This window comes from Arthrobacter sp. zg-Y1219 (assembly GCF_030125545.1).
Classification (GTDB): Bacteria; Actinomycetota; Actinomycetes; order Actinomycetales; family Micrococcaceae; genus Arthrobacter_B.
Genome location: NZ_JASKLY010000008.1, coordinates 25,937 through 49,869 on the forward strand (window position 1 = coordinate 25,937; position 23,933 = coordinate 49,869).

General features: G+C 64.2%; 25 protein-coding genes. 8 read left to right on the top strand and 17 right to left on the bottom strand.

Annotated elements, in window-relative coordinates:
• Window positions 1-96: 96 nt before the first annotated feature.
• The gene (gene prfB, locus QNO00_RS04375; protein ID WP_229965138.1) at window positions 97-1,215 is read right to left on the bottom strand and encodes a peptide chain release factor 2; all 1,119 of its coding nucleotides are present in this window, start codon (window positions 1,213-1,215) and stop codon (window positions 97-99) included.
• A 175-nt stretch (window positions 1,216-1,390) separates the two neighbouring features.
• Between prfB and QNO00_RS04380 the strand changes: the two genes are divergently transcribed.
• Window positions 1,391-1,714, top strand: a complete 324-nt coding sequence (locus QNO00_RS04380; protein WP_284023748.1) for a hypothetical protein — start codon at window positions 1,391-1,393, stop codon at window positions 1,712-1,714.
• A 13-nt stretch (window positions 1,715-1,727) separates the two neighbouring features.
• Here QNO00_RS04380 and QNO00_RS04385 read toward each other — a convergent pair whose 3' ends face one another.
• The 12 genes from QNO00_RS04385 to rfbA all read right to left on the bottom strand — a co-directional run bounded on the left by QNO00_RS04385 (window position 1,728) and on the right by rfbA (window position 11,941).
• The gene (locus QNO00_RS04385) at window positions 1,728-2,213 is read right to left on the bottom strand and encodes a pilus assembly protein TadG-related protein (RefSeq protein ID WP_284023749.1); all 486 of its coding nucleotides are present in this window, start codon (window positions 2,211-2,213) and stop codon (window positions 1,728-1,730) included.
• Window positions 2,210-2,680: a hypothetical protein gene (locus QNO00_RS04390; RefSeq protein WP_284023750.1), complete on the bottom strand. Its 471-nt coding sequence runs from the start codon at window positions 2,678-2,680 to the stop codon at window positions 2,210-2,212. The genes QNO00_RS04385 and QNO00_RS04390 overlap by 4 nt, the downstream gene beginning before the upstream one ends.
• On the bottom strand, window positions 2,655-3,008 hold the full coding sequence (locus QNO00_RS04395; RefSeq protein ID WP_502863104.1) for a TadE family protein: 354 nt from the start codon (window positions 3,006-3,008) through the stop codon (window positions 2,655-2,657). Before QNO00_RS04395 ends, QNO00_RS04390 begins: the two co-directional genes overlap by 26 nt.
• A 101-nt stretch (window positions 3,009-3,109) precedes the next feature.
• The gene (locus QNO00_RS04400; protein ID WP_229965134.1) at window positions 3,110-3,334 is read right to left on the bottom strand and encodes a hypothetical protein; all 225 of its coding nucleotides are present in this window, start codon (window positions 3,332-3,334) and stop codon (window positions 3,110-3,112) included.
• A gap of 25 nt (window positions 3,335-3,359) precedes the next feature.
• On the bottom strand, window positions 3,360-4,301 hold the full coding sequence (locus QNO00_RS04405; protein ID WP_284023752.1) for a type II secretion system F family protein: 942 nt from the start codon (window positions 4,299-4,301) through the stop codon (window positions 3,360-3,362).
• A complete protein-coding gene (locus tag QNO00_RS04410) occupies window positions 4,298-5,152 on the bottom strand; it encodes a type II secretion system F family protein (RefSeq protein ID WP_229965132.1) in 855 nt (284 codons plus the stop codon). The genes QNO00_RS04405 and QNO00_RS04410 overlap by 4 nt, the downstream gene beginning before the upstream one ends.
• Window positions 5,149-6,375, bottom strand: coding sequence for a TadA family conjugal transfer-associated ATPase (locus QNO00_RS04415; RefSeq protein ID WP_229965131.1), 1,227 nt, complete (start codon window positions 6,373-6,375; stop codon window positions 5,149-5,151). Before QNO00_RS04415 ends, QNO00_RS04410 begins: the two co-directional genes overlap by 4 nt.
• A gap of 175 nt (window positions 6,376-6,550) precedes the next feature.
• Complete coding sequence (locus QNO00_RS04420; RefSeq protein WP_284023753.1) at window positions 6,551-7,552, bottom strand: D-alanyl-D-alanine carboxypeptidase family protein; 1,002 nt, start codon at window positions 7,550-7,552, stop codon at window positions 6,551-6,553.
• A gap of 184 nt (window positions 7,553-7,736) precedes the next feature.
• On the bottom strand, window positions 7,737-8,948 hold the full coding sequence (locus QNO00_RS04425; RefSeq protein ID WP_229965129.1) for a glycosyltransferase family 2 protein: 1,212 nt from the start codon (window positions 8,946-8,948) through the stop codon (window positions 7,737-7,739).
• Window positions 8,949-8,979: 31 nt separating this feature from the next.
• Window positions 8,980-9,408, bottom strand: a complete 429-nt coding sequence (locus QNO00_RS04430; protein WP_284023754.1) for a hypothetical protein — start codon at window positions 9,406-9,408, stop codon at window positions 8,980-8,982.
• Window positions 9,409-9,804: 396 nt separating this feature from the next.
• Window positions 9,805-10,896: an acyltransferase family protein gene (locus tag QNO00_RS04435; protein ID WP_284023755.1), complete on the bottom strand. Its 1,092-nt coding sequence runs from the start codon at window positions 10,894-10,896 to the stop codon at window positions 9,805-9,807.
• Between the two features lie 178 nt (window positions 10,897-11,074).
• Window positions 11,075-11,941 (bottom strand): glucose-1-phosphate thymidylyltransferase RfbA, encoded by an 867-nt coding sequence (gene rfbA / locus QNO00_RS04440; protein ID WP_229965126.1) that lies wholly within the window; start codon window positions 11,939-11,941, stop codon window positions 11,075-11,077.
• A gap of 56 nt (window positions 11,942-11,997) precedes the next feature.
• Between rfbA and rfbB the strand changes: the two genes are divergently transcribed.
• From rfbB to QNO00_RS04460, 4 genes are read left to right on the top strand one after another with little or no spacing between them, the layout of a single operon-like run.
• Window positions 11,998-12,996: a dTDP-glucose 4,6-dehydratase gene (gene rfbB / locus QNO00_RS04445; RefSeq protein ID WP_229965125.1), complete on the top strand. Its 999-nt coding sequence runs from the start codon at window positions 11,998-12,000 to the stop codon at window positions 12,994-12,996.
• Window positions 12,997-12,998: 2 nt separating this feature from the next.
• Window positions 12,999-14,441 (top strand): sugar nucleotide-binding protein, encoded by a 1,443-nt coding sequence (locus QNO00_RS04450; RefSeq protein WP_229965124.1) that lies wholly within the window; start codon window positions 12,999-13,001, stop codon window positions 14,439-14,441.
• 4 nt (window positions 14,442-14,445) lie between these two features.
• Window positions 14,446-15,111: a glycosyltransferase family 2 protein gene (locus tag QNO00_RS04455; RefSeq protein WP_284023756.1), complete on the top strand. Its 666-nt coding sequence runs from the start codon at window positions 14,446-14,448 to the stop codon at window positions 15,109-15,111.
• Between the two features lie 5 nt (window positions 15,112-15,116).
• Window positions 15,117-15,527, top strand: coding sequence for a DUF2304 domain-containing protein (locus QNO00_RS04460; protein ID WP_229965122.1), 411 nt, complete (start codon window positions 15,117-15,119; stop codon window positions 15,525-15,527).
• Between the two features lie 92 nt (window positions 15,528-15,619).
• Here QNO00_RS04460 and QNO00_RS04465 read toward each other — a convergent pair whose 3' ends face one another.
• Complete coding sequence (locus QNO00_RS04465) at window positions 15,620-16,504, bottom strand: glycosyltransferase family 2 protein (protein ID WP_229965121.1); 885 nt, start codon at window positions 16,502-16,504, stop codon at window positions 15,620-15,622.
• A gap of 179 nt (window positions 16,505-16,683) precedes the next feature.
• On the opposite strand from QNO00_RS04465, the gene QNO00_RS04470 reads away from it, so the two are divergent.
• Window positions 16,684-17,463 (top strand): glycosyltransferase, encoded by a 780-nt coding sequence (locus QNO00_RS04470; RefSeq protein WP_229965120.1) that lies wholly within the window; start codon window positions 16,684-16,686, stop codon window positions 17,461-17,463.
• 116 nt (window positions 17,464-17,579) lie between these two features.
• Here the strand turns inward: QNO00_RS04470 and QNO00_RS04475 are convergent, their stop codons facing one another.
• Both QNO00_RS04475 and QNO00_RS04480 read right to left on the bottom strand, forming a co-directional pair.
• Window positions 17,580-18,503 carry a glycosyltransferase gene (locus QNO00_RS04475; RefSeq protein ID WP_284023757.1) on the bottom strand — a complete coding sequence of 308 codons (924 nt, stop codon included), beginning with the start codon at window positions 18,501-18,503 and terminating at the stop codon, window positions 17,580-17,582.
• 60 nt (window positions 18,504-18,563) lie between these two features.
• Window positions 18,564-19,469, bottom strand: coding sequence for a glycosyltransferase family 2 protein (locus QNO00_RS04480; RefSeq protein ID WP_284023758.1), 906 nt, complete (start codon window positions 19,467-19,469; stop codon window positions 18,564-18,566).
• Window positions 19,470-19,646: 177 nt separating this feature from the next.
• Here QNO00_RS04480 and QNO00_RS04485 point away from each other — a divergent pair, with 177 nt between their 5' ends.
• Both QNO00_RS04485 and QNO00_RS04490 read left to right on the top strand, forming a co-directional pair.
• Window positions 19,647-20,918, top strand: coding sequence for a lipopolysaccharide biosynthesis protein (locus tag QNO00_RS04485; RefSeq protein ID WP_284023759.1), 1,272 nt, complete (start codon window positions 19,647-19,649; stop codon window positions 20,916-20,918).
• Between the two features lie 122 nt (window positions 20,919-21,040).
• Complete coding sequence (locus QNO00_RS04490) at window positions 21,041-23,035, top strand: DUF6541 family protein (RefSeq protein WP_284023760.1); 1,995 nt, start codon at window positions 21,041-21,043, stop codon at window positions 23,033-23,035.
• A 166-nt stretch (window positions 23,036-23,201) separates the two neighbouring features.
• On the opposite strand, the gene QNO00_RS04495 is transcribed toward QNO00_RS04490, so the two are convergent.
• On the bottom strand, window positions 23,202-23,933 hold the full coding sequence (locus tag QNO00_RS04495; protein ID WP_284023761.1) for an ABC transporter ATP-binding protein: 732 nt from the start codon (window positions 23,931-23,933) through the stop codon (window positions 23,202-23,204).

Consider the following 23,933-nt stretch of genomic DNA (forward strand, 5'->3'; position numbering starts at 1 on the left):
CTGACCGTTCGGCTGCACCGGTGCGCAGCCTCGGAGCAGCATCATCGCACTCGACGGCCCGCCCGGCGAGCTCCCGGCGGCAGCTTGGACCCGGGGCTACTTGCGGGCCGAGACGCTGCCGTTCGCGCGCCAGCGGATCCCTGCATCGATGAAGTCGTCGATCTCGCCGTCGAAGACCGCTGAGGTGTTGCCGACTTCGTGTTCGGTGCGCAGGTCCTTAACCATCTGGTACGGGTTCAGTACGTAGGAGCGCATCTGATCGCCCCAAGATGCCTTCACGTCTCCGGCGAAGGCCTTCTTCTCGGCGTCCTCCTGCTCCTTCTTCAGCAGCAGCAGGCGCGACTGCAGGACGCGCATGGCCGCAGCCCGGTTCTGCAGCTGCGACTTTTCGTTCTGCATGGAGACCACTGTGCCTGTGGGGAGGTGGGTCAGGCGCACAGCGGAGTCAGTGGTGTTCACTGACTGTCCGCCGGGGCCCGAGGAACGGAAGACGTCCACCCGGATGTCATTGTCGGGAATGTCGATGTGGTCGGTCGGCTCAATCAGCGGAATGACCTCGACGGCGGCAAAGGAGGTCTGCCGGCGGCCCTGGTTGTCGAACGGGCTGATGCGGACCAAGCGGTGCGTGCCGGCCTCCACGACCAGGGTGCCGTAGGCATAGGGGACCTTGACCTCGAAGGTGGCCGACTTGAGTCCGGCCTCCTCTGCGTAGGAAGTGTCCAGGACCGTGGTGGGATAGCCGTGGCGTTCGGCCCAGCGCAGGTACATCCGCAGCAGCATTTCGGCGAAGTCGGCAGCGTCCACTCCCCCGGCGCCGGAACGGATGGTCACGACGGCTTCGCGCTCGTCGTACTCGCCGGAGAGCAGCGTCACCACCTCCAGCTGGGACAGCGACTTGCGGAGGGATTCCAGTTCGACGGCGGCTTCTGCCTTGGAATCGGCGTCGGCCTCATCCTGGGCCAGCTCCACCAGTACCTCAAGGTCGTCGATGCGGGATTCCAGCTTTTCCAGCCGTTCCAGCGCTGTCTGCCGATGCGAAAGCTTGGACGTGATCTTCTGCGCCTCTGAGGGGTCGTCCCAGAGATCCGGAACTCCCGCCATTTCACTCAGTTCGGCGATGTCCTCTTTAATCGCTGCGACATCCGAGACCTGCTCGATGGAGGCAAAGGTGGACCTGAGGGCGCGGATCTCCGCGGGAAAATCGATTTCAGCCATGGTAATTACAGCCTACGCCATGAGTCCTCGCCGCTGCTGTCCCGCGAAGCGTGCCGCCCGGCTGCCGCGGGTTTACGGCCCTCCCCGGCCTGCCGTTTCCCGGATTCCGCGTGCCCGGACGTATCTTGGTTCTGACAGCGAACAGTTCCCGGGAGATCCCCGGAAGGAGCCCAATGTGAGCAACCGGAATGCCGAAGAAACCGCCGCGTCCCTGCCCGTCCGCCACCCGGAACCCGGACGCCGGTACTCGCTGGAAGAACTCGAGGCCCTCGCCCGTGAGGGAGATCCCTGGGCCCTGACCAAGACCGACGAATGGGACCAGCATTTTTCCAACGAGTACCGCGTCACAATGAAGGACCGGTGCCCGGATCCGGACTGCGACCAGTTCGGTGAGCCCGCTACCTTCTGTTACGGAGATGACGGCGAGCTGCTGGACATTGACCACGGCGGATGGGCGCATCCCCCTGCTGCCGCCGAACAGCAGGCCAAAGCGTCCTGACCGAGCCGGCCTCCTACTGGCTGAGGCGCGCGCGGGCCTCGGCGACCGCGGTGATCGGGATTCCATCCGGCACCAGGAAGTTCACCAGCGGCGGATGAACGACGCCGGTGAGCACCACCCGGGCCGTGCGGCCGTCGGCTGTTCCGGTTTCACCGGCAACGGTGAGGCCCGGAAGGCGGTCCCCCGCGTTAGTGGCCGCCAGGTACCTGTTCACCTCGGCCTGAACCGCCGCGGGGGCCAGCACGACCGCCGGCCCTCCGGCGGATCCGGCCGCGGGCCCCAGCGAGAAGGTATCCGCTGCCGCCAGCGCCGCACCGTCCGCGGTGGACAGGAGCTTCTTGTGCCCGAGGTAGAGGGCGGAGGCACCCATCACCACGGTGACCACCAGCAGACTGACCAGAAGGTATCCGATGATCAGGATCGTGACCTGGCCGTCCTCGCCGCCGGACCGGGAACGCAGGCAGGCACGGAACCGGGCTGCCCCCGGCAACCGGCTCATCCGTACCGCTCCACAATCTGGGTGGAAGTGGCGTCCACGGTGACAGGGGCGAAATCCGTTCCGGGGAACCCGGGCCCCAGCGGCAGCGGCACATCGAAACGCACCAGCACAGTCACGGTCGAGCCGGGCGCCAGGCACTCAGCGGAACAGGCAATATCCAGCAGCAGACCCGCCGGTTCGAATCCGAAATCGGTGAACGCCAGTTCGGCGGCCATCCTGGCCTGCTGCTCGCCGATGAACGGGTCTCCGGAAGCGACGTACACCTTCGCCGCCGATTCCGCGGCGCCGGTTGCGGCGAAGGCGGCACCCTGCACCTGGCCGGCCGTAACGATGAGGTAGATAACCGGCACGAGCAGCACCAGTCCGAGGAAGATGAACTCCACCAGTGCGCTGCCGTTCTCGGCATCGCCGGTTTTCAGTGCCGCTGTTCCGGCGGCCGGGTCAGTCGCCGGCACCGGCCGTGTCATAGCCCCAGACTCCATGTCCGGTCACCTCCAATCCCCCTCTGGGCCCCAGGAACCCCACCACCGGCAAGGGTGCCCGGACCGTGACCTGCAGCATTCGCACTCCGCCGTGAGTGGTTTCGGAAAAGCTGACGTCCTCCGCCAGCGAGTCATTGAGCGCAAGGCGGATCAAGTCAGCTGTGCGGTCTGCGCCGTCGGCCGGGGTCCGGTCCGCCAGGGTGCCGTAGCGTGCGCCCGACGCGGCTGCATCGATCAGGGTGTTCCGGACATGCAGCACCAGCGCCAGCTGGATGATCGACATGAACAGCAGCGTCAGCAGCGCCCCGACCATGACAAAGTCCACCACCGCAGACCCGCTTTCGCGGCCGGTGGCGCCGGTGTGCCCGGCCGGGCCTGAACCGACCGGACCAGAACCGGTCTGGCCTGAACCGGTCAGGGGCCGTTGACCTTGCTCATCGCGGACTCGAACATGGTCCTCAGCGAGGTTTCCGCCAAGACCATGATGACCGCGACCAGCGTCGCCGACATGAGCGTGATCATCACCCATCCCGGTACGTCGCCGCGCTCGCGGTCCCCGCCTGTCACGGTTTGGGACAAGCGGACGATCAGCGCGGTGCCGAGCAGAAGCAGGATGCGGCGTGGGTTGATGGTGCGCATGGGAAGTTCCTTTCATTGGAGGGGCCTAGAGTCCGATTCCCAGCAGGGATATGCCGGGAAAGATCGAGAAAAGCACAGTCAGGGGAAGCACGCCGAAAACCAGTGGAACCATCATGGCGATCTCCTTCTTGCCGGCGCTTTCCATCAGTTCGCGCTTGGCCAGGTCCCGGACGTCCTGGGACTGTGCACGCATGACATCGGCCAAGGGAGTGCCGCGCTCGATTGCGACGGTCAGTCCGTCGACAAACCTGGACAGCGGCGCCAGCCGGACCCGGTCGGAGAAGTGCTGCAGCGCACTGGAAAGGGGCACTCCGGAGCGGGTTTCCGCGAGGATCCGTGCAAACTCGCCGGCGAGTTCACCGTGGGCCGTCCGGGCGATCCGTTCCAGGGCGCCGTTGGCGCTTTCCCCGGCTCCGACCGCGAGCGCCATCATTTCCGCGAGGCTTGGGAATTCGGCAAGCATGCGGGTTTCGCGGTTCTTGATTTGTGCGCTCAGCCGGTAGTCCCTCAGGGTGAAGCCCAGGACCGCACCCAGAATGGTGCCTGCTATGACGCCGGGAACGCCTGCCTTGTCCGCGCTGGCCATCCACACCGTGATCGTGCCGCCGGCAAGAAAACCGCCTCCGGTCCAGAGCACCTGTTCCGCCCGAAAATCCAGGACGCTCGTGTTCCGTCCGGCGCGTTCCAACCGGCGTTCCAAGTCACGCGTCACCGGATTTATCCGGTTCAGCCGGCGGACCACCAGGTGCAGGGCCGGCCGCAGGATCCGTTCCAAGGGGCCGAACGGGGTGAGGTCGCCTGCCGGTGCAGCCAGCAGGCGCGATCCGTGTCCTCCGGTTCGCAGCTGCGGCCCGATGCGTTCGCTGAAGGTGACCGGTCGCAGTGGAGGCAGCCGGAGAGCCGCGAACCAGAGCGATGAGCCCAGGGCAACACCGAAGAAAACGGCCAGGAACCAGGGGCCGCTCATCGGAGGACCCGCTCTTCCTCAGGCAGGGCACCGATTCCCAGCATCAGCCGGTAACAAACCACCGAAATCACGATGCCGGCAACCAGCACCGTCGCCCCGGCCGCTGAGTTGTAGGCCACGATGGCTTCCGGCCGGGAGGCGAGGAGCATCAGGACGATCCAGGGGGCGGCGACGGCCAGGCGCGCGGCATTGACAGTCCACGACTGGCGGGCCAGCAGTTCGCTGCGGGTCCTGGCATTGTCCCGCAGGAATTCGTTGAGGGTCCCCAGCAGCCGGCCCAGATCCGATCCGCCGACCTCGCGGGTCAGGCGCAGCGCTTCCACGATGCGGTCAGCGACGGGATCCGCGAGATTGGCTTTCAACCGCGACAGGGAATGGTCGAACTGTCCGCCGGACCGGTAATCCGCAGCAAATTCCCGGAACGGCTGCCGCAGTTCTTCGGGTCCGTTCTCGCCCAGCTGGATCAGGGCTTCGGGCAGGGACAGCCCCGCCCGGATCGCCGAACGCAGGTGGTCGACGGCATCCGGCCAGAGCTCGGCCCGGGAGGTCCGCTGCTTCCGGGCCTGCCAGCGGACCAGAAACAGCGGCACGCCCGCTCCGAACAGCCCAAAGCAGGCGGCCACCGGCACAGCCCCGGTACCAGCCAGGACCAGCAGCGCCACGAGAAGTCCCGCGGCGATGCTGGCGGCGACCACGGCGCGCGGCGTCACCCGCTGGATTCCGGCCTGCATCAGTTCGTCTTCCAGCCGGCTGGTGCGCGGCTTGCGGGCAGCCGCCGGCGGAACCGCCCAGCAGGCCCGCCAGATCAGGAACAGGCCCAGCCCCAGCAGCAGCCCGACGGCCGCGCTCACGGCTGCACCTCAAGGAGCTCCGCTACGTTGAACCCGGCGCGGGCAAACTTTTCGGGTGCCGGCATTGACGCAGCGGTGACCTCGAGCCGCCCGTCGGTGCGCTGGAAGATGGAGGAGGTTTCAATGATGCCGTTTTCGACCCGGCTGCCCAGTGCCAGGATCTCCATCACCTGCCGTTTTCCGGCGGCGTTCCGGGCGCAGTGGACCACCAAGTCGATGCAGGAGGCCACGGTGGGAACCACGAAGGCGCTGGAGATGTTCTCGCCGGCCAGCAGTGGAAGAGTGCAGATTTTCGTGACTGCATCATGGGCGCTGTTGGCGTGCACGCTGCACATCCCGGGCAGGCCCGAGTTCAGCGCAATCAGCATGTCCAGGCTCTCCGCCTCCCGGACCTCCCCCACGATCAGCCGGTCCGGGCGCATGCGGAGGGCTTCCTTAACCAGTCTCCGCAGCGGAATCTCCCCCATTCCTTCCAGGTTCGATTGCCGGCACTGCAGTCCCACCACGTCACGCAGCGGCAGCTGCAGCTCGAAGATCTCCTCGACTGTGACGACCCGCTCCCGCGGCCCGATCGAAGCACCCAGGCAGTTCAGCATGGTGGTCTTCCCGGCCTGAGTGGCTCCGGAGACAAGGACGTTAAGGCCGCTGGAGACGGCGGCACCCAGGAACCTGGCCGCCTGCGGGGTCAGCGTGCCAAGTTCGACCAGGTGCTCCAGCCGGCTGGCCCGGGCAATGAACTTGCGGATGTTCACCGCCCAGTGGCGCCGGGTAATGTCAGGAATCACCACGTGCAGGCGGGAACCGTCCGGCAGCGACGCGTCCACGAACGGCGAGGAAAGATCCAGCCGGCGGCCCGAGCTTTTCAGCATCCGCTCCACCAGGTCCCGTATCTGGTCTGCGGAGAGAACCAGGGAGGTTAGCTCCGACCGTCCGTCGCGGGCGGCATAAATTTCGGTGGGTGAATTGATCCAGACTTCTTCCACGGTGGGATCGTCCAGCAGCGGCTGCAGGGCTCCGAACCCGGCGACGGCGTCGAACACGCGCCGGCGGGCCTGCTCCAGGATGCCGAGGGGCGGCAGCGAACCGAGGAGGGAACGCTCGTCGTAATCGGTCACCGCGTCTTCAACCAGGCGACGGACTTCCGCGAGCTGGCTCGCAGGGTCCAGACCGCGGACGCGGATCAGTTCCCGTACCTCGTCCTCCACTATCGCAACCGCATCCACCGCTGTCCCCCGGACTTAGCACGGCAGGGACCTGTGGATCATCCGCGCCGTAAGACTGGCGTGGCCTGTTTGCGGCCACGGCGGTCAGCCTAGGAGTGCGGGCGGGCTTTTGCGAGGGTAGCCCCGGATGTGTGGATAAACCGGGTAGCCGTACCCGCCTTGCGCACAGCCGGACTCAGTAGTTCTCCGCTGCCGGCAGGCCCAAGTACTCCTCGAGGGTGGCTGTGGCGTGGCGGTGCATGCTCTGCGCCACGTCCGCCCCGACAAAACGCAGGTGCCAGGGCTCGTACGCGTACCCCGTCACAGCCGATGCGTCGGCCGGATAGCGGACGATAAAGCCAAAGCGGTGGGCGTTTTCCGCTGCCCAGGCTCCCGCTGCCGTCTCCTCAAAGCAGGCTTGCAGCGAGCAGGTGCCGTCGGGAGCCGCAATATCCACCGCGAGTCCGGTCTGGTGCTCGCTGTGGCCGGGGCGGGCAGAGATCGTGTCAGCCGTCTCCCGGCCATACTGTGCCACGTAGCTGTTGTACAGGCCGGCCTGCTGCTCGTAGGACCGGTAGCCGCTGACGATGCTCATGGCGACGCCGTCAGCTGCCGCTCCGTCCTTGAGCTTCCCGAAAGCGGAGGCGGCCTCACTGCGCAGCGGGTGTCCGTCCACGTCAACCAGGTTTTCGGGCACATGGGTGGCCGGGTTCAGGGGCCGCTGCTTGTTAACGACGACGGCGGTGTCCGTTGCATCGTCAATGGCGCGGTCGACCACGAGCGCACCCCGACGTGCAGTGGAGATCGTGCCCCGCTCGAAGTGCTGCGTGCAGCTTCCCTCCAGGCAAACCTGGGCGTCGACCGGATAACCGAGGGTGCCTGATTGGGAGCCCTCGGCAGCCCACGCTGAATGGATGGCCCCGCGAACCGGGTAGGTACCGGTGTTCGGCGACCAGATCGTGGCGCCGTAGTAATGGTTACGGACGCATCCGCCGTCGCGCAAGCCGCAGCTTGCCTCACGGGAGGGCAGCGCCAGGGGAACGGCCGCATCCTTCGGCGCCGGGGACACTGTGTCCAGGCGCGACGGTTCGGCCGCGCCAAGGACCGCCAGGAGCGCCGCGGCAGCGAGCAGGACCGGAACGGGCTTGCAGTAGCGCCGGTTCATGGGTCTCCTGGTTTTCGCTTGCGATTCGTACATGGCTTGGTTGGCAGTTTACGCGGTTCGCATCCCGCCCATTGTGCCTGATACGGGAAACCGCATCGGCCGCACCGCATTCAGCTTGCGGATCCGAACAGCCCAGGCCAAGATCCGTGGGCACCGGCCGTACACCTGGCCCAACATTTGGGACCACTCGATCCGCGAACACCGCGCGTGCCGCGGCCTAGGGCCGGTTGGACGAATCCCTCTTCAGCAGCGTGAACAGACCTATTACAACGAATATTCCGCCTAGGATAAACAGTGCCATCGAGCCTACCGCCAGCCCGGTTGCCGCGATCCCGGCAACAAGACCGGCCGCCACATTTACTCCCAGCATCGCCTCACCCTCCGCTTTGTATTGCGCGGCCCACAAGTCGCGCTCTTTGTGGGTGATCTTTTTACGGAGGATTTCCATCCAGGACGCGAGAATCCATCCGCCACGTACGCAAGCCAAGATCTCCTTGGGGACTATAGTCACGGCGATAAGGATGTCCCACTTGTCCTTGAACGGAACGCGAAGGGCAATCTTGAAGTTAATGGCTATGAATAAGAGGGGCACGAGCAGTCCCCACCAAATTATTGTCAAGGCGTCCAGGTATAGTGCCAGGGAAACTACCATCACCCAGAGCGCCCGTATTACAGGTCCGGCCAGATTGAGCATCTGGCTAACCCAATCCCTGATGGTCAGATGGTTGACCCCGAAGCGAAGCAGATCCTGCAGGGTACCCGCCTGCCACTTCATACGCTGCCCCCACAGGGACTTCAGGTTCTTCATCCCGTCGGTATATGCCCTGACGGTGGTGGATACATAGGTCTTGTATCCCGCTTCCCGAAGGCGGTAGGTCAGCTCGTAATCCTCCACAGCGCTTTCGTACGACCACGGTCCTTCCCGGTCGTCCCTGGCGGCAATCTCCCTCAGTGCCCTACCGGAGAATGCAGACCCGGCGCCCGCCAGGACATTGGTCCACCCATTATTCAGCCCCTGCTGGATGTTGTAAGCGTATTCCGATTTCTGTAGCCTGCACCAGAAACCGGGCTGCTGTATGGTGAACTTGGAAGTCGATCCTCCGAAGAGGCGCTTCCATGATTCCTTCTCCCAGTCTTCAATGGCATTGGGGGCAAGCACAGTGTCTGCGTCCATGGACACCACCAGATCAGAGTCACGGCCATAGAGATTCCACCCCGTATTCATGGCCTCGGACTTGCGGTGTTTTAGGCGGGGCAGGTCCATTACGATTACCGGGTACTTCTTGGCTACCTCCACCGTTTGGTCAGTACATCCATTGGCGATAATGATGATCTGGTCCGGCAGCCGGGTCTGCGCGAGAAGGGACTCTATGGTTTGCCCTATAGTTTGCTCCTCGTTATGTGCCGGTACTAGTACTGTGATATCCATTCCCTCCTCCTTCCCGTGCCGGGTGCCGGAATCATCGCTGCGCCCGCGTGACATCGGCCAGCGGTGCACCCCGTCCAACGGCGGCTGCCCGCCCGTCAAGAAACCGGGACAGGAAACCTGCGGTCTGGGGGGTCAGGAGGCCCAGCTCCACCAGGTGCTCCAGACGGCTGGCCCGTGCCGCATAGATCTCCGTCGGTGAGTTGATCCAGTTTTCCTCCCCAGCGGGGTCGTCCAGCAGGGGCTGCAGGGAGCCGAACCAGGCTGCGGCGGCGTATGCCCGCCACGGTGCGTGCTCCATCGCTCCAAGGGGAGGAAGCTGCCCGAGGAGGGAGCGCTCGTCGTAATCCGTGACCGTGTCCTCGGCCAGGCGCCGCGCTTCGGCGATTTGGCTGGCCGGATCCAGTCCGCGCACGCGGATCAGCTCCCGAACCTTGTCCTCGGCAATTCCCACTGCATCCATTCGCTGACCTCCGGTAGGCTCCGGAAGGGTCGGCGGCTTCGTCCCTCCCGCGACGGTGGTGCAGCCGGTTATGGGCTGCGGCATCAGGTTATGGGCGCGGGAGAGCTTTGGCGAGCGTAGTGCAACGCGCGAAAAACCGGGTAGGAGTACCCGTACCTGTGTCAGGTAGGCGGAGATCAGTAATCCGCAGCCGGGGTTTCGGCCTGCAGGCCTATGCCACAGCCATTACCTGTGCCGGGCTTCAATCCTCGTACTCGTTGCTCCGGGCGCGCTGGAGACAATGGGCAACCTCGCCAACGCCGGACCGGGTTGAGATGCGGCAGGCACCGCAGGGGTGGGCCACCTCAATCCGTGTGCGGATCCAGGGCGCAACGCGGAATGGTGCCCGTTCCGGAATTATGCCGGCACGGGAAGAGGCCTTGGAGAACTCCGCCTCCGGCCTTTCAGCCGCATGGCCGGAGCCTCGACACAAATGTAGCTGGCCAGCGCCAGCGGCAAAATGCCGGCGAATGCCAGGAGGAGGCAGGCGGGCAGCGAGAGCGCCGGCAGCCAGACTTCCAGAAGGTTCTGCACCGGAACCCCGTAAATGTAGACACCGTAGGACAGATCCCGCTTTGCGCCGATCTTCCGCAAAGGGAGCACCGCCCCCACCACGAAGACAACCAAAGCAAACGGCAGCGGAGCCAGGACAGCAGCGGTTCCGGTCAGTATCGATGCGAGGAGCAGGGCAAGGGACACTGCCAGCGCCGGAACGACCGTTATTCGCTTCGCATTCAGATAAAGAAGTGCTCCACCCGTAAACGCTGCGATAAGAGGCGGTGCCATGGTGAGTTCGCTGGGCGGTACCAGGCCGGCATGGGCAGCCAGGGATGCGCCGGTGGCAGCCAGGAACACCGCCGCCGTGAGGACGTTGCGGCGGGCCCGAGTCGCGGCGATGCCGACAATCCCTATTCCGAGATAGCAGCAGCCCTCCCAAAACAGGCTCCACAGGGCTCCGTTCCAGATTTCACCCTCAGCCAGTGTGGACCCGATGCCCGCCTGCGAAATGAACGGGGGATAAAGAAGGAAATTCCGGAGGATATAGGTCAGGGCTTCCGCGGGGACAAAGGACCCCGCGGACCCGAGAGCAACTGACAACGGTGCAAAAACAAATGCCACCATAATCAGGGCGACCAGGAAACCCGGAAAGATTCGCAGGAAACGGGCCCGGAAAAACCGGGATGCCGGTTGACCATTGAACCTGCTCCGGGTAATCAAGTAGCCCGAGATTCCGAAGAACCCGAGAACCGACCACGCGCCAAGCGTCCGTCCGCCCAGGGAGGGTTCATCACCGTGCCCGCCGATCACCCATGAGTGGGACACCACTACCAGGCACGCCAGTATTAGGCGGATGGCATTGAGGGAATTGGTTTTGGGATCGAACAGTTCCCCCAACGTCATTCGTAATGGCGAGCGGCTGGGCAGCAGAGGTGGCGCAGATAGGGACATGGACCGATCTTTCGAGTTATCCATCGGGATTGGGAGCCGGCCGAGTAATTTCACGACACGGCTACTCGTGAGCGACCACAAGACTACTTGCATTTCTTTCCAAAAGTGGCCGGCCGGAAACCCGGCCGGCCACTTTATAATCACCGCATTTCCCGCACCTGCGGCAACGCGGGCACTGCTATTTCTGCGCGAGGAGCTCCATGAGGTACTGGCCGTACCCGCTTTTGACCAACGGCTCGGCCAAACGGCGCAGTTCGTCGTCGTTGATGTTGCCCAGTCGCCACGAGATTTCCTCGGGGCAGCCGATGGACAGGCCCTGCCGCTTCTGGACGGTGCGGATGAATTCCGAGGCCTCGTTCAGGGAGTCGAAGGTTCCGGTGTCCAACCATGCCGTGCCGCGCGGAAGGATCTCCACCTGGAGCTTTCCCTTCTCCAAGTAGATGCGGTTCACATCGGTGATCTCCAGCTCGCCCCGCGGGGAGGGCTTCAGGTCGCGGGCAATTTCGATGACGTCGTTGTCATAGAAGTAGAGTCCCGGCACCGCATAGTGGCTCTTGGGCTTGGACGGCTTCTCCTCCAGGGAGATGGCACGGCCTTCGCCATCGAACTCGACGACGCCGTAGGCGGTGGGGTCCGCCACCCAGTACCCGAACACCGCTCCGCCGTCGATGTTGGCGAAGCGCCGAAGCTGCGTCCCCATTCCGGCACCGTAGAAGATGTTGTCGCCCAGGACCAGGGCAACGGGTCCGGTGCCAATGTGCTCAGCGCCGAGGACGAACGCCTGCGCCAAACCGTCGGGAGAGGGCTGCTGCTTGTAGGTGATGCTGACGCCGAAGCGGCTTCCATCCCCCAGCAGGCGCTGGAACTGATCCGCGTCATGGGGTGTGGTGATGATCAGGATGTCCTTGATCCCGGCGAGGATCAGGGTCGACAGCGGATAGTAGATCATTGGCTTGTCATAGACCGGCACCAGCTGTTTGCTGACGCCAAGGGTGATGGGGTGCAGCCGTGAACCGGTACCGCCGGCCAGTATTATTCCTCGCATAGACCTCATCTTTGCCGGTCTGCTATAGGACGGCAAATCCGGTAGTGTTGATCTACATGCAGAAACTCCTCGTGACCGGCGGCGCCGGCTTTATTGGCTCGAACTTTGTTCGCTACACCCTTGCCAACACCGACCATCACGTCACAGTGCTCGATGCGCTGACCTACGCCGGCAACCTTGAGTCCCTGAACGGGTTGCCCGCTGAGCGCTTCACTTTCGTCCACGGAAACATCTGCGACGCAGAGCTGGTGGACCGGCTGGCAGCAAACGCCGACGTCATCGTGCACTACGCCGCCGAATCCCACAACGACAACTCGCTGCATGACCCGCGTCCCTTCCTGGACACCAACATCATCGGTACGTACACCCTGATCGAAGCTGCCCGGAAGCACGGCGTCCGGTTCCATCACATCTCCACCGACGAGGTCTACGGCGACCTGGAGCTCGACGATCCGGAGCGGTTCACGGAATCCACCCCGTACAACCCCTCCAGCCCGTATTCCTCGACGAAGGCCGGCTCGGACCTGCTGGTGCGTGCCTGGGTTCGCTCATTCGGCCTGCAGGCCACGATCAGCAACTGCTCCAACAACTACGGGCCCTACCAGCATGTGGAGAAGTTCATTCCGCGGCAGATCACCAACGTGATCGACGGCGTCCGCCCCAAGCTCTACGGCGCCGGGGAAAACGTGCGGGACTGGATCCACGCCGACGACCATTCCTCAGCGGTCCTGCGGATCATCGACAAGGGCGAGATCGGCCAGACCTACCTCATCGGTGCCGACGGCGAGAAGAACAACAAGGAAGTTGTCGAACTGATCCTGCGTTCCATGGGCCAGCCCGCCGACGCGTATGACCAGGTGATTGATCGGCCCGGCCACGACATGCGGTACGCCATCGACTCCTCCAAGCTGCGCAATGAGCTGGGCTGGAAGCCGGCATTCTCGAACTTTGAGCAGGGGCTCGAGGACACGATTGCCTGGTACCGGGAGAACGAGGCCTGGTGGCGGCCGCAGAAGGACGAGACCGAAGCAAAGTACAAGGTTCAGGGACAGTAAATATGACACTGGAGTTTTCCAAGCCGCTCGTCCCCCATGAGACGCCGATTCCCGGAGTAGTCCTTTATGACCTCCCTGTTCACGGGGATAACCGCGGATGGTTCAAGGAGAACTGGCAGCGGGAGAAGATGCTCGCGCTCGGGCTGCCCGATTTCGGTCCCGTGCAGAACAACATTTCCTTCAACGAAAAGTCCGGCACCACCCGCGGCATCCACGCCGAGCCTTGGGACAAGTACATTTCCGTGGCGACCGGCCGGATCTTCGGCGCCTGGGTCGACCTGCGCGAGGGCCCCTCGTTCGGAACCGTATTCACGGCCGAGCTGGGCCCGGACTCGGCCATCTTCATTCCCCGCGGCGTGGGAAACGCGTTCCAGACGCTCGAAGACAACACTGCGTACACGTACCTGGTCAATGACCATTGGAGTGCCGATGCGCAGGGCCAGTACACGTTCCTGAACCTGGCCGACGAGACCGCCGCCATCAACTGGCCGATCCCGCTGGAGCAGGCCGAACTCTCGGCGAAGGACAAGGCGCATCCGAGGCTGGCCGACGTCGTGCCCATGGCTGCGAAGAAAATCCTGGTCCTGGGTGCCGACGGACAGCTCGGGAAGGCCTTGCGCGCCGCCTATGCCGGCGAGTCCAACGTGGAGTTTGCCACCCGCGCCGACTTCGACCTCACCGATCCGTTGGCCTTCGCCGACCGGAACTGGAAGAACTACTCCACGATCATCAACGCCGGCGCCTACACCGCGGTCGATGCCGCCGAGACTCCCGAGGGGCGTGCCGCTGCCTGGGAGATCAACGTGAACGCAGTAGCCCGCCTGGCCCGCGCCGCGACGGAGAACCGGATAACCCTGGTGCAGGTTTCCTCCGACTACGTCTTTGACGGTACGGCAGCCGAGCACCCCGAGGATGAACCGTTTTCACCGCTCGGCGTGTACGGGCAGACTAAGGCTGCCGGTGACGCCGTTGTGTCGGCAGTTCCGGCGCACTACATCGTGCGGACCAGCTGGGTCATCGGTGAAGGCAACAACTTTGTCCGCACCATGGCTTCGCTGGCGGAGCGGGGCATCAGCCCCGCGGTGGTCAATGATCAGATCGGCCGGCTCACCTTCACCGAGGACCTTGCCGCCGGCATCCGGCACCTCGTGGAGACAGGCGCCCCGTTTGGCACCTACAACCTCACGAACGACGGCGATCCGGTCTCCTGGGCCGATGTCGCCGCCGATGTCTACGAGACCCTCGGCCGGGCACGCACGGATGTGACCGGGGTGAGCACGGCAGAATATTTCAAGGGGAAAGCCGGCGTGGCCCCGCGGCCCCTGAACAGTGTCCTTGCCTTGGACAGAATCCGTTCCACCGGTTTCGCACCGGTCGAAGCCTCAGTCCGGCTGGGTCAGTACCTTTCTCCAAAAGCTTCAGCAACCAGCAATATGGGATACTAAACGAGTGAACCGAACATGGATCGTTATTCCGATGTACAACGAAGCCACTGTGGTTGGTTCGGTTATCGAGGATCTCCGCCGGGTCTTTCCGCATGTGGTCTGCGTTGACGACGGCAGCCGCGACGGCTCCCAAGACGCAGCCCGCGCTGCAGGTGCCGTGGTGGTGCAGCATCCGATCAACCTGGGCCAGGGCGCGGCCCTGCAGACCGGCATCGAATATGCGCTTTCCGACCCCGGAATGACCAGCATCGTTACGTTTGATGCCGATGGGCAGCATCGGGTTGTCGACGCTCAGGCCATGGTGGCCCGGCTGGAAGCCAGCGAAGCCGACATCGTGCTGGGTTCCCGTTTCCTGGACAACCGGACCCAGATCTCGAAGGCCAAGCGCCTGGTGCTGAAGACCGCGGCCATCCAGTCGCGCCTGGCCACCGGCATGAACCTGACGGATGCGCACAACGGACTGCGGGCCATGAACCGCGACGTTGCCTCCCGACTGCATTTGACCCAGAACCGCATGGCCCATGCCTCGGAGCTCGTCAACCAGTTGGCCGTGATGAAACCGCACTGGGTGGAGCACCCGGTGGAAATCATCTACACGGACTACTCGAAGTCCAAAGGCCAGTCCTTGCTGAACTCGGTCAACATCCTGGCAGAACTCTTCTTTAGGTGAGCTAAGTGCTACTAATCGTCCAGATCGTCCTCGTCCTGGCAGTCATCCTCGTCTCGCTGGTGCTTATGCGCGGCGGGGCAAACGCCCGCCACCTTGCCGTGCGCCGGATCATGCTGATGGTCTTCGCCCTGGCTGCGGCGCTGTCCATCTTCTTTCCGGACGTCCTTACCCGCGTAGCCAGCTTCCTGGGAGTGGGCCGCGGCACGGACCTCGTGCTGTATGCCACGATCGTCTGCTTCTTCGTGTTCATGGCCACCACGTACCAGCGTTTCCGGACCATGGAGAACTCTGTCACCGCCCTCTCCCGGCGCATTGCCCTCGATGAAGCACCCAAGCCGTGGGTGTCCGCAGACTTTGAGCTGACGGAGTCCCGGACCGATGGGGACCAGCAGCCGAAGGAAGCTCCGCGCTCCTGACGGCACGCACGAATTGCACCGCCACAGCACCGCAACAAGAAGCGGGGCGGCGCCCGCTTTTCTGCCAGCACTGCGGCAGGAACCGAATCCGCCTAGCGGAAGAGGTGCTTCGCCAGCTTGGGGATCGCCTCTGTCTTCCGGCTCACCAGGGCGCGCCCGATCATGGTGGCTGCGTTCAGTCGTGAAGTGATGTGGAGGCGGGCGGACCGTGCGGCCCGGTTCCAGCCCATCCGGGAGAAACGCTCGGCTTCGCCTTCAAAGAACCGGCGCTCTTCGTCAAAGCGGCGGCCGTCCAGGGCACGAACCGAGGAATCGGATCCGGAATGGCGCCGGTACAGGAACGCGAGTTCCGGCGTCAGGACCATGGCTCCGCCGTCGGCGGCGATATCCAGGATCAGCGCCAGGTCCTGGACGACGTCGAATTCGCTCCGGAAGCCGATGCGCTTGATGACATCGGAACGCCAGGCGATGGACGGGAAGTAGTGCCAGCCGGCGTGCAGCAGGCTGGTGGCCAGCGCTTCACCTTGAAGCGCCCGCCGGTCATTTCCGCGAGGCGAGGCGGCCTTCTTCACCTGATCAACGAGCGGCTGCGTTGCCCGCCCCGCCTCATCGATAACCTGCACTCCGGGCTGGACAGCGGCGGCCTCGGGGAACTGCTCGAACGCCTCCACCACTACCGAGAGGTAGTTGGGCAGCATGACGTCATCCGCACCCATGATGACCACGATGGGGGCCTCCACCAGGCCCACGGCCTTGCGGTAGTTGCCGTTAGCGCCGAGGTTCACCTCATTGCGCTGGTAGGTCACCCGGGGATCGTCGATGGTGCCGAACCAGCGTGCGGGTTCAGGGTCCGGATAGCCGTCGTCGATGACCACGAGGCGCCAGTCCTGATGCTGCTGCCCCATCACGCTCCGGGCGGCTTGCTTCATGAGTTCCACGTCTCCGTAGTACGGGAACATTACATCAACGGCTGTCACGGCTAGTGGCTTCTTTCACTTCATACTGCAGGCTGCCCAACAGCGGCCGCAGATGGCAGCGCGGCTGCAGGCAGTGTGGAGACATGGGACATGTCCACTATATGGAAGCCGTCCGGCTAAGTCGAAACAGGCCACCGGGTAAACTTGTTGCGTCCGTGCCGCAGATCCTCGAGGAACCCATGACTTCCAGCAGTGCCAGGAACATTCAGACGCCCCAGGTTCGTGTCAGCGTCTGCATGGCGGCGTACAACGGAGCCGCCCACATCGCCGAACAGATCGATTCAATTCTTCCGCAGCTGGGCCCGGCGGACGAACTCGTGATCGTGGACGACGCCTCCACCGACGACACCGTAAAGGTGGTTTCCCGGATCGCCGATGACCGCATCCGCCTGATTTCCTCCAGCGACAACCGCGGATACGTACGGAATTTTGAGGCGGCCCTGACGCAGAGCCGGGGCGAGTACGTTTTCCTCGCTGACCAGGACGATGTCTGGCTCCCGGGCCGCGTGGAGGCAATGATCGCAGCGCTGCAGGACGCCGACGTCGTTGCCAGCAACTTTGGATTCTTCGGTCACCAGCCGCGCCGGATCGAGTCAATCCGGCTCCGGGCCGCGGACAGCTCCCGCCGCTGGGCAAACCTGTTTGCCCTCTGGATCGGTTATCGGCCCTACTTCGGCTGCGCCATGGCGTTCCGCCGCCCGGCGCGGGACCTCATCCTTCCCTTCCCCGATTTCCTGGACGAAACCCACGATCAGTGGATCGCGCTGGTGGGCAACCTCGCGGGGAGGATGGCTCATCTGGAACAGGACACCCTGGTGCGCCGGCTGCACGAGAACAACACCACTCCCAAACAGTGGCGCAGCCTGCGGCTCATCCTGAAAGCCCGGTTCATGCTCGTCCGGGCATTCTTCGAGGCCCGCGGCCGAATCCGCCGCTCGCGCCGCCAGCTGCACCCCTAGCTGTACTGAGACCGGCTAGCTGTACTGAGACCGGCTAGTTGTACTGAGACCGGCTGCGGAGCCGGCCGTCAGCGACTCCCGCCGGGGGGGGGGGCATCCCCGGCGGGGATGCCCCGTCAGCGGCGCGGTGTGACCAGTTTGCTGCCTGCCGGGGAGATCTTTCCCATCCGTCCGGTCAGTGCATCCCGGATTCCCAAGCCGATCGCGGCGATCTGGCGGAGGCGGTGCGGCCCGTAAACCACGCGCACACCGTAGAACACCACTTCCAAGCCAATCCTGCGCAGCACCCACACCGGCTGCTTGGTCGCGTACCGGCGGTACATGACGATGCCGTTGCGGGTGATGTAGTAGACCCTGAACGGGGCATGGGAATGGACGAATCGTTTCTGTCCGCCGACGGTGACGTGCCAGGTTCCCAGGCGCATCGGCCTGGCGTCTCCGACGGCGTGAGTGATGTTGCACCCCGGCGCGATGATGGCTTTGAGTCCGTGCTGGCGGATCCGGGCCGTGTACTCGGAATCGACGCAGTCGATGAACAGGTCGTCTTCCAGCATTCCGACCGCTTCAAGCGTTGATGCCGGAATCAGAGTCCCCGACTGCATCGGGTCAAAGGCTTCAGGGAAGTCCTCCCCCGGCTTCTGGAGCATCACCGGAAGCCGGTTGTGGGATTCGGCGCAGACCATGCCCACGGGCACAGCCGCCCGCTTGGCGGCTTCCGCTGCCTGCAGCGCGCGCTCCACGTAATCCGGATCAAGCTCCGAATCCTGGTCCAGGGTCAGATACCATTCGGGGCTGAAGCGGCGCGCGGCAGCGATGCCGGCGTTGAGCGCCGCGGCAATGCCCATGTTGCTTTCCTGCCGGAGAACCAGGGCGCCGGCTGATTCGAGTCCGGCCAGCACCTCCGATACATCCTTCGGAGAACCATCGTCAACGACAACGACGTGGTCGACCTGCTTGAGCAGGCGTTCAACCTTCGCCACCAGGTCTGCCGGCGGGTTGAAGGCGGAGATAACGGCTGTTACTCCGATGGAAACAGACATGCGGGACACCTCTCGCTGAGCGAGTAATCGTTCGGAAATTGCGGCGGTGAATAAGGGGTGTTACGAGCCCAGGCGCACCGCGCCGCTGATGAGCTGCCCGGGATGGATGGTCCGCGGACGTTTGGCCAGGCCCTCGCACAAGCCGCGGAAGGCCGAGGAGGCCCAGACCTTCCGGTCCTTGGCCTGGGCACCCTGGCGAAGGGCGAGGACCGCCATGCCGGCACCCCAGCGCACCGGGTTCTGCAGCAGCGTGCGCGGCTGCGGGTCGAGGCGCCGCAGCCACAGGTTGTTGCGCAGGTAGTAGAAGAGGCGTCCACCCATGTCAGCCTGGTTTTTCTTCTCGGGGTGGTAGATGCGGCTTCCGGGGATCGCCACGCCGAAGGTGGCCCGGGAGAGCCTCCGGGTGTATTCGGCGTCATCGAACCAGATGAAGAAGTCGGCGTAGGGAAGCGGCATGCCGGCAGCGGCGCGGAGGTCGATCAGGACACCGACAAAGCTGGCGCTGTTGACGGCAATGCCGCCAAGCGCCGCCGCCTTGAGCTGCTTGGACACGTCGCTCGACAGGTCCGGAAGATGGCCCTCGTTGGGCTCACCGGCATCATTGACCACCAGCGAGGTGATGAATCCGGGTCGCTCGTCGGCGTTCTCCATGGCCTGGACCAGCGGACCCAAGCTGCCCTGCAGCGGTTCGGCGTCGTCATCCATCAGCCAGGCCGCATCGTGCCCGCGGGCGATGGCGTGCTCCAGCCCCCAGGCGAATCCACCGGCGCCGCCAAGGTTGTTTCCGGTTTCAAAAATCGTGATGTCCGGGAATTCGCTGCGGACCATGTCCGGGCCCCCGTCCGTTGATCCGTTGTCCACGAGAATGATCTCGTCCGGCCGGTGGTCCTGGTTCTGCAGCGCCGTAAGGCATTTGCGGAGCAGCTCAATGCGGTTGAAGGAGACGACGACGGCTGCTACAGACAAGGAATTCCAATCGTTGATGCAGCACTCCAACGACGGCTTGCGACAGTCAGAGTGCAGGCGGGCACTAGCTCGATGATACCAAGCCAAAGAGCGCCCTGCGTTAGACTTCAATGCGGGACGGGGCAGCGACGGACGGCCGCTGAACTCCGCGCAGCCCGGCAAACGGAGGATATTTCTTTGGGTCAGCGAACGGTGCTGCGGCACGTCCGGCGGTTCGGCGCGTTTGGCGCCTCAGTGGGGATTACCACGCTGGTCGGTGTCTTCGCCATTCCCATTGTCATCGGCAACGCCGGCCAGGAAACGTGGGGCATCATCGCCGTCGGGCAATCGATCGCCCTGCTGTTCGGTGTCCTGGTGTCGTTCGGATGGGGAACGACGGGTCCGGCGATGGTTGCCGGAATGCCCGCGCCGGAGCGGCCGCAGATGTTTTTCGACTCGCTGGTCAGCCGCCTGTACCTCTTTATCCTGGCCCTTCCGTTGGTCGCGCTGACTGTCCTTCTCGTCGCCTCCGACGACGTCGCTGTCAGTTTCACTGCGGGCGTCACCTACCTGGTGCCCTTCCTCGGCGCCTCCTGGTACTTCGTCGGCGACGCCCGGCCGGGACGACTGCTGGTCTTCGACACTCTGCCGGTAACCCTCGGAACCGTCCTGGGACTGGTCGGGCTGATGCTGACCGGAAATGTCTTTGTCTACCTCTTCAGCCAGCTGGCGCTCAGTGTGATCGGGGTGTGCGCCAGTGCACTGCTGATCCGGCGAAACGCCGATGAGGCGCCCCGCGTTGACCTCAACCTGCGTCGGGCGGCCGCCCGGCTCGCGGGCCAAAGGCACGGCGTCATCACGGCGGCAACGTCCAGCTTGTATGTCAACACTCCCCTGCTGGTGATCTCAACGGTCATCCCGGCCGGGCGCCCGCTGTTTGCCATGGCGGACAAGTTCTTCCGCTACGGCCTGACAGCGGTCGGGCCGCTGGTGCAGGTCCTTCAGGGCTCCATTGCCGATCCCGTCCCCGCGGTACAGGACCGCCGGATCCGCGTGGCAACGCGGCTGGCCCCTGCCGTGGCCATCGCCGGTGCGGCAGTCATGGCGCTCTGCATCCCCTGGGCCAGCCGGCTGCTCTCCTCCGGCGAGATCGCTGTGGGCTACGGTCTCGCGATCCCCATGGGCATCGTCTTCGGCGCCGTCACCATCTCTCAAATCGTGGGGCTGGCCTGCCTGATCCCCATTGGAGAAGGCAAGGCTCTGGCGTCCTCCACGGTTTTGGGTGCCGGCATTGGAATTCCGCTGATTATTGTCGGTTCGCTCACCGTTGGCGTGGATGGGGTCGCCTGGGCCCTGGCAGCATCGGAAATAACAGTGGCCGTCTACCAGCTCGCCGTCGTCCGGCGCTATTTCCGCCGCCGGCAGGCAGAACCGAAGGACCAGCAGCACAGCTCGCCCGACGCTTCCTGACCGCGGCAGTGTGCGCGTTTGCTCTCACCGACCCAAGTATTTGACCCCGCTCGCGGGGCTGAGGGATAAACTGAGTGCTGGCCGTTTACAGCGGCGCGTTTTAAATTCACCAAGGAGGCCAATTGTCCTGGATACCCGCTCTGCCCGCTCTTCTGACGACGGCGGGGCTGGTGGTCATTCCAGGCTTTGCAATTGCCTTGTGCCTCCGCTTCAAGGGTTTTTCGCTCCTGGCCCTGGCTCCGGCGTTCTCATCAGCCGTCGTCGGCGTCTTCGGAGTCCTCGCCGGCCTTATCGGCGTTCAGTGGAATATCTGGACCTATCTGGCCGGCACGGCAATTACGGCTCTGGCTGCCTTCCTCCTGACTCTCGGCGGCCGGCGCCGGAACACCCCGGCCGCTGAGACTGCGTCGACCGGTGCCCGCAGGGAAAACCATTGGCGCACTGTCTGGGTGCCCGTGGCAGCAGTTGTCATCGCCGCGGCCATGGTGGCCCGGCGCCTCATGCAGCTGATCGGCCAGCCCGACAACTTCGCGCAGAATTTCGACAATGTCTTCCATCTCAATGCCATTCGCTACATTGTCGAAACCGGCTCCGCATCGTCGCTGACGCTCGGACAGGCACAGGGCGAGGGTGCCCTTGGCCTGTATCCGGCCCTGTGGCATTCTTTTGCCGCGATGACGGTCCAGCTCACCGGGGCATCGGTGCCCCTGTCGGAAAACTCAATCAACATTGTTGCCGCAAGCCTGATCTGGCCGCTTGCCTGCGTGTTCCTGGTCCGGAAGGTTTTCGGCACCAATCCCGTCATCACCCTGGCTGCCGGCGTGCTCTCCGCCGTACAGGTAGCCTTCCCCTATATGCTGCTCGTCTGGGGACCGGTGTTCCCCACCATGCTGGCGGTCACCATGCTTCCGCTGCTGATCGGCGTTGTAGTGATGCTGGCCCGCGGATCCGCTTTGGACGCCGACCAGCCGCTGCGCCGTTCCTGGTGGTTCGCCCTCCTCCTGGGACTTGCCGGGATCTCCACGGCGCACATGAGCGCAGTGAACGCCGTCCTGATCTTCGCTCTCCCGGTAATTCTGGTCGCCTGGGGCCGGGCGGCACGTCCGCTCCTCCGCAAGCCCGTCAACGGCAGGAAAGTCGCGCTGTTCGCAGTGGTCACCGTGGCCGGAGCAGCAGTGGCGGCTGCCCTGTGGATGTTCCTGCGCCCGGGGTTCTACGACCACTGGGGACCGACCTCGACGATGGGCGGCGCCATCGGCGAAGCGCTGACCAACGGGCCGATGGGGATGTCCGTCAACTGGCTGGTAACGATCCTGGCCGTAGCCGGCACCATCTATCTGTTCCACATCCGGCAGCACCGCTGGCTGGTCGTCAGTTACGCCATCGCCGTCACCCTCTATGTGGTCGATGCTGCTGTGGAACGTGGCTTCCTGCGCAACTTCCTGACCGGCAACTGGTACCAGGACACGAACCGCATCGCCGGGTTCCTTCCGGTTTTCGCCACGGCGCTGGGCGCCGTTGGCGCGTGGGCCATCGTGGAGTCCGTAATGAAGTTTGCGACCGCCAACGCTGGGCGGCTGCGTTCGGGTCTCGGCCGGTACGGAAAGCCGCTGGGCGCCGCAGCTCTCGCCGTTGGCACGGTGGGGCTTGCTCTGGTGGGCTACTTCGGTCCGGTCCAGCAGTACATCAAGGAGAAGGCCATGCTCTACTCCTTCACCGAGGCTTCGCCGCTGCTCACTCCGGCCGAACTCGAATTGGTCGACCAGCTTGACGAGTACGTTCCGGAGGACTCGGTGATCGCAGTCAATCCGTGGAACGGCAGTTCCATGGCCTACGCGCTCAACGGCCGCGAGGTCCTGACGCCCCATCTCTTCGCACCCCCGGACCCGGAGCGGGTGCTGATCTCCGCGGAACTCGACACTTTCACACCGGAGGTCTGCGCCGCGGTCGAGGACAAGAATGTCGACTATGTCCTGGACTTCGGCAATCAGGTCCTGGCCGAACTCGGCGGGGTTGAATATGTCGGTGTAACGGATCTGGCCGGCGACCCGGGGTTCGAATTGGTAGCCTCCACCGGTCCCGCCTCGAGCCTGTACCGCGTCACCGGCTGCGACTAGGAGCCCCGGGGCGCCCAGCCCCTGGGCCTTTACAGCCTCCGGGCATTACACCCGGCCCCTGGGCATTACAGTCCCGGGCAGCAAAGAAGCCAGGATCGACAAGTCGATCCTGGCTTCTTTATGCGGCTGGCTTTTATTGCTGCGCTCAGCTCAGTTCACGGGGTGCTTACTCCTGGCCCCGCATGCGGGCCACCACCTGGCCGACCGGAGCGTCCATGACGATCTGGCCGCGTTCCAGCAGCACGCCCCGTTCGCAGATCTTCGCCACCAGGTCCAGGTCGTGGCTGACGACGACGAGGGTCTTGCCCTCCTCCGCCAGTTCCCGGATCTTGGCGATGCACTTTTTCTGGAACGGCTCGTCACCCACCGCAAGGATTTCATCAACGAGGAAAACCTCAGGATCGGTGTGCACCGCAACCGAAAAAGCCAGGCGCAGGTACATGCCCGAGGAGTAGAACTTCACCTCGGTGTCGATGAACTGTCCGATCTCGGAGAACTCGACGATGGAGTCGAACTTCTCGTGGATCTCGGCCTCGGACATGCCGAGGATCGCACCGTTGAGGAAGACGTTGTCACGCCCGCTGAGGTCCGGATGGAATCCGGCCCCCACCTCGATCAGTCCGGCCACCCGGCCGCGCGTCCCCACGGTACCGGAATCCGGCAGCATGACGCCGGAGATCTGCTTGAGCAGGGTCGACTTTCCCGAACCGTTGAGTCCCAGCAGGGCCACCGATTCGCCCTGCTTCACCTCCAGGGAAACATCCTTCAACGCGAAGAACTTCTCCGAGAGGTCGCCTTTGCGTCCCTTGACCAACCAGACGAACGCTTCCTTGATGGACCGGGTGTGGCGAAGGACGAATTCCTTCGAAACGTTGTGCACTTCAATTGCCGTGGACAC

Bases quoted from the DNA above. Each gene is read 5' to 3' on its own strand.
- QNO00_RS04390 (WP_284023750.1), bottom strand. From the start codon at position 2,680: ATGACACGGCCGGTGCCGGCGACTGACCCGGCCGCCGGAACAGCGGCA.
- QNO00_RS04470 (WP_229965120.1), top strand. From the start codon at position 16,684: ATGACTTCCAGCAGTGCCAGGAACATTCAGACGCCCCAGGTTCGTGTC.
- QNO00_RS04435 (WP_284023755.1), bottom strand. From the start codon at position 10,896: ATGTCCCTATCTGCGCCACCTCTGCTGCCCAGCCGCTCGCCATTACGA.
- prfB (WP_229965138.1), bottom strand. From the start codon at position 1,215: ATGGCTGAAATCGATTTTCCCGCGGAGATCCGCGCCCTCAGGTCCACC.
- QNO00_RS04420 (WP_284023753.1), bottom strand. From the start codon at position 7,552: ATGTACGAATCGCAAGCGAAAACCAGGAGACCCATGAACCGGCGCTAC.
- QNO00_RS04425 (WP_229965129.1), bottom strand. From the start codon at position 8,948: ATGGATATCACAGTACTAGTACCGGCACATAACGAGGAGCAAACTATA.
- rfbB (WP_229965125.1), top strand. From the start codon at position 11,998: ATGCAGAAACTCCTCGTGACCGGCGGCGCCGGCTTTATTGGCTCGAAC.
- QNO00_RS04475 (WP_284023757.1), bottom strand. From the start codon at position 18,503: ATGTCTGTTTCCATCGGAGTAACAGCCGTTATCTCCGCCTTCAACCCG.
- QNO00_RS04385 (WP_284023749.1), bottom strand. From the start codon at position 2,213: ATGAGCCGGTTGCCGGGGGCAGCCCGGTTCCGTGCCTGCCTGCGTTCC.
- QNO00_RS04450 (WP_229965124.1), top strand. From the start codon at position 12,999: ATGACACTGGAGTTTTCCAAGCCGCTCGTCCCCCATGAGACGCCGATT.
- rfbA (WP_229965126.1), bottom strand. From the start codon at position 11,941: ATGCGAGGAATAATACTGGCCGGCGGTACCGGTTCACGGCTGCACCCC.
- QNO00_RS04430 (WP_284023754.1), bottom strand. From the start codon at position 9,408: ATGGATGCAGTGGGAATTGCCGAGGACAAGGTTCGGGAGCTGATCCGC.
- QNO00_RS04400 (WP_229965134.1), bottom strand. From the start codon at position 3,334: ATGCGCACCATCAACCCACGCCGCATCCTGCTTCTGCTCGGCACCGCG.
- QNO00_RS04395 (WP_502863104.1), bottom strand. From the start codon at position 3,008: ATGGTCGGGGCGCTGCTGACGCTGCTGTTCATGTCGATCATCCAGCTG.
- QNO00_RS04405 (WP_284023752.1), bottom strand. From the start codon at position 4,301: ATGAGCGGCCCCTGGTTCCTGGCCGTTTTCTTCGGTGTTGCCCTGGGC.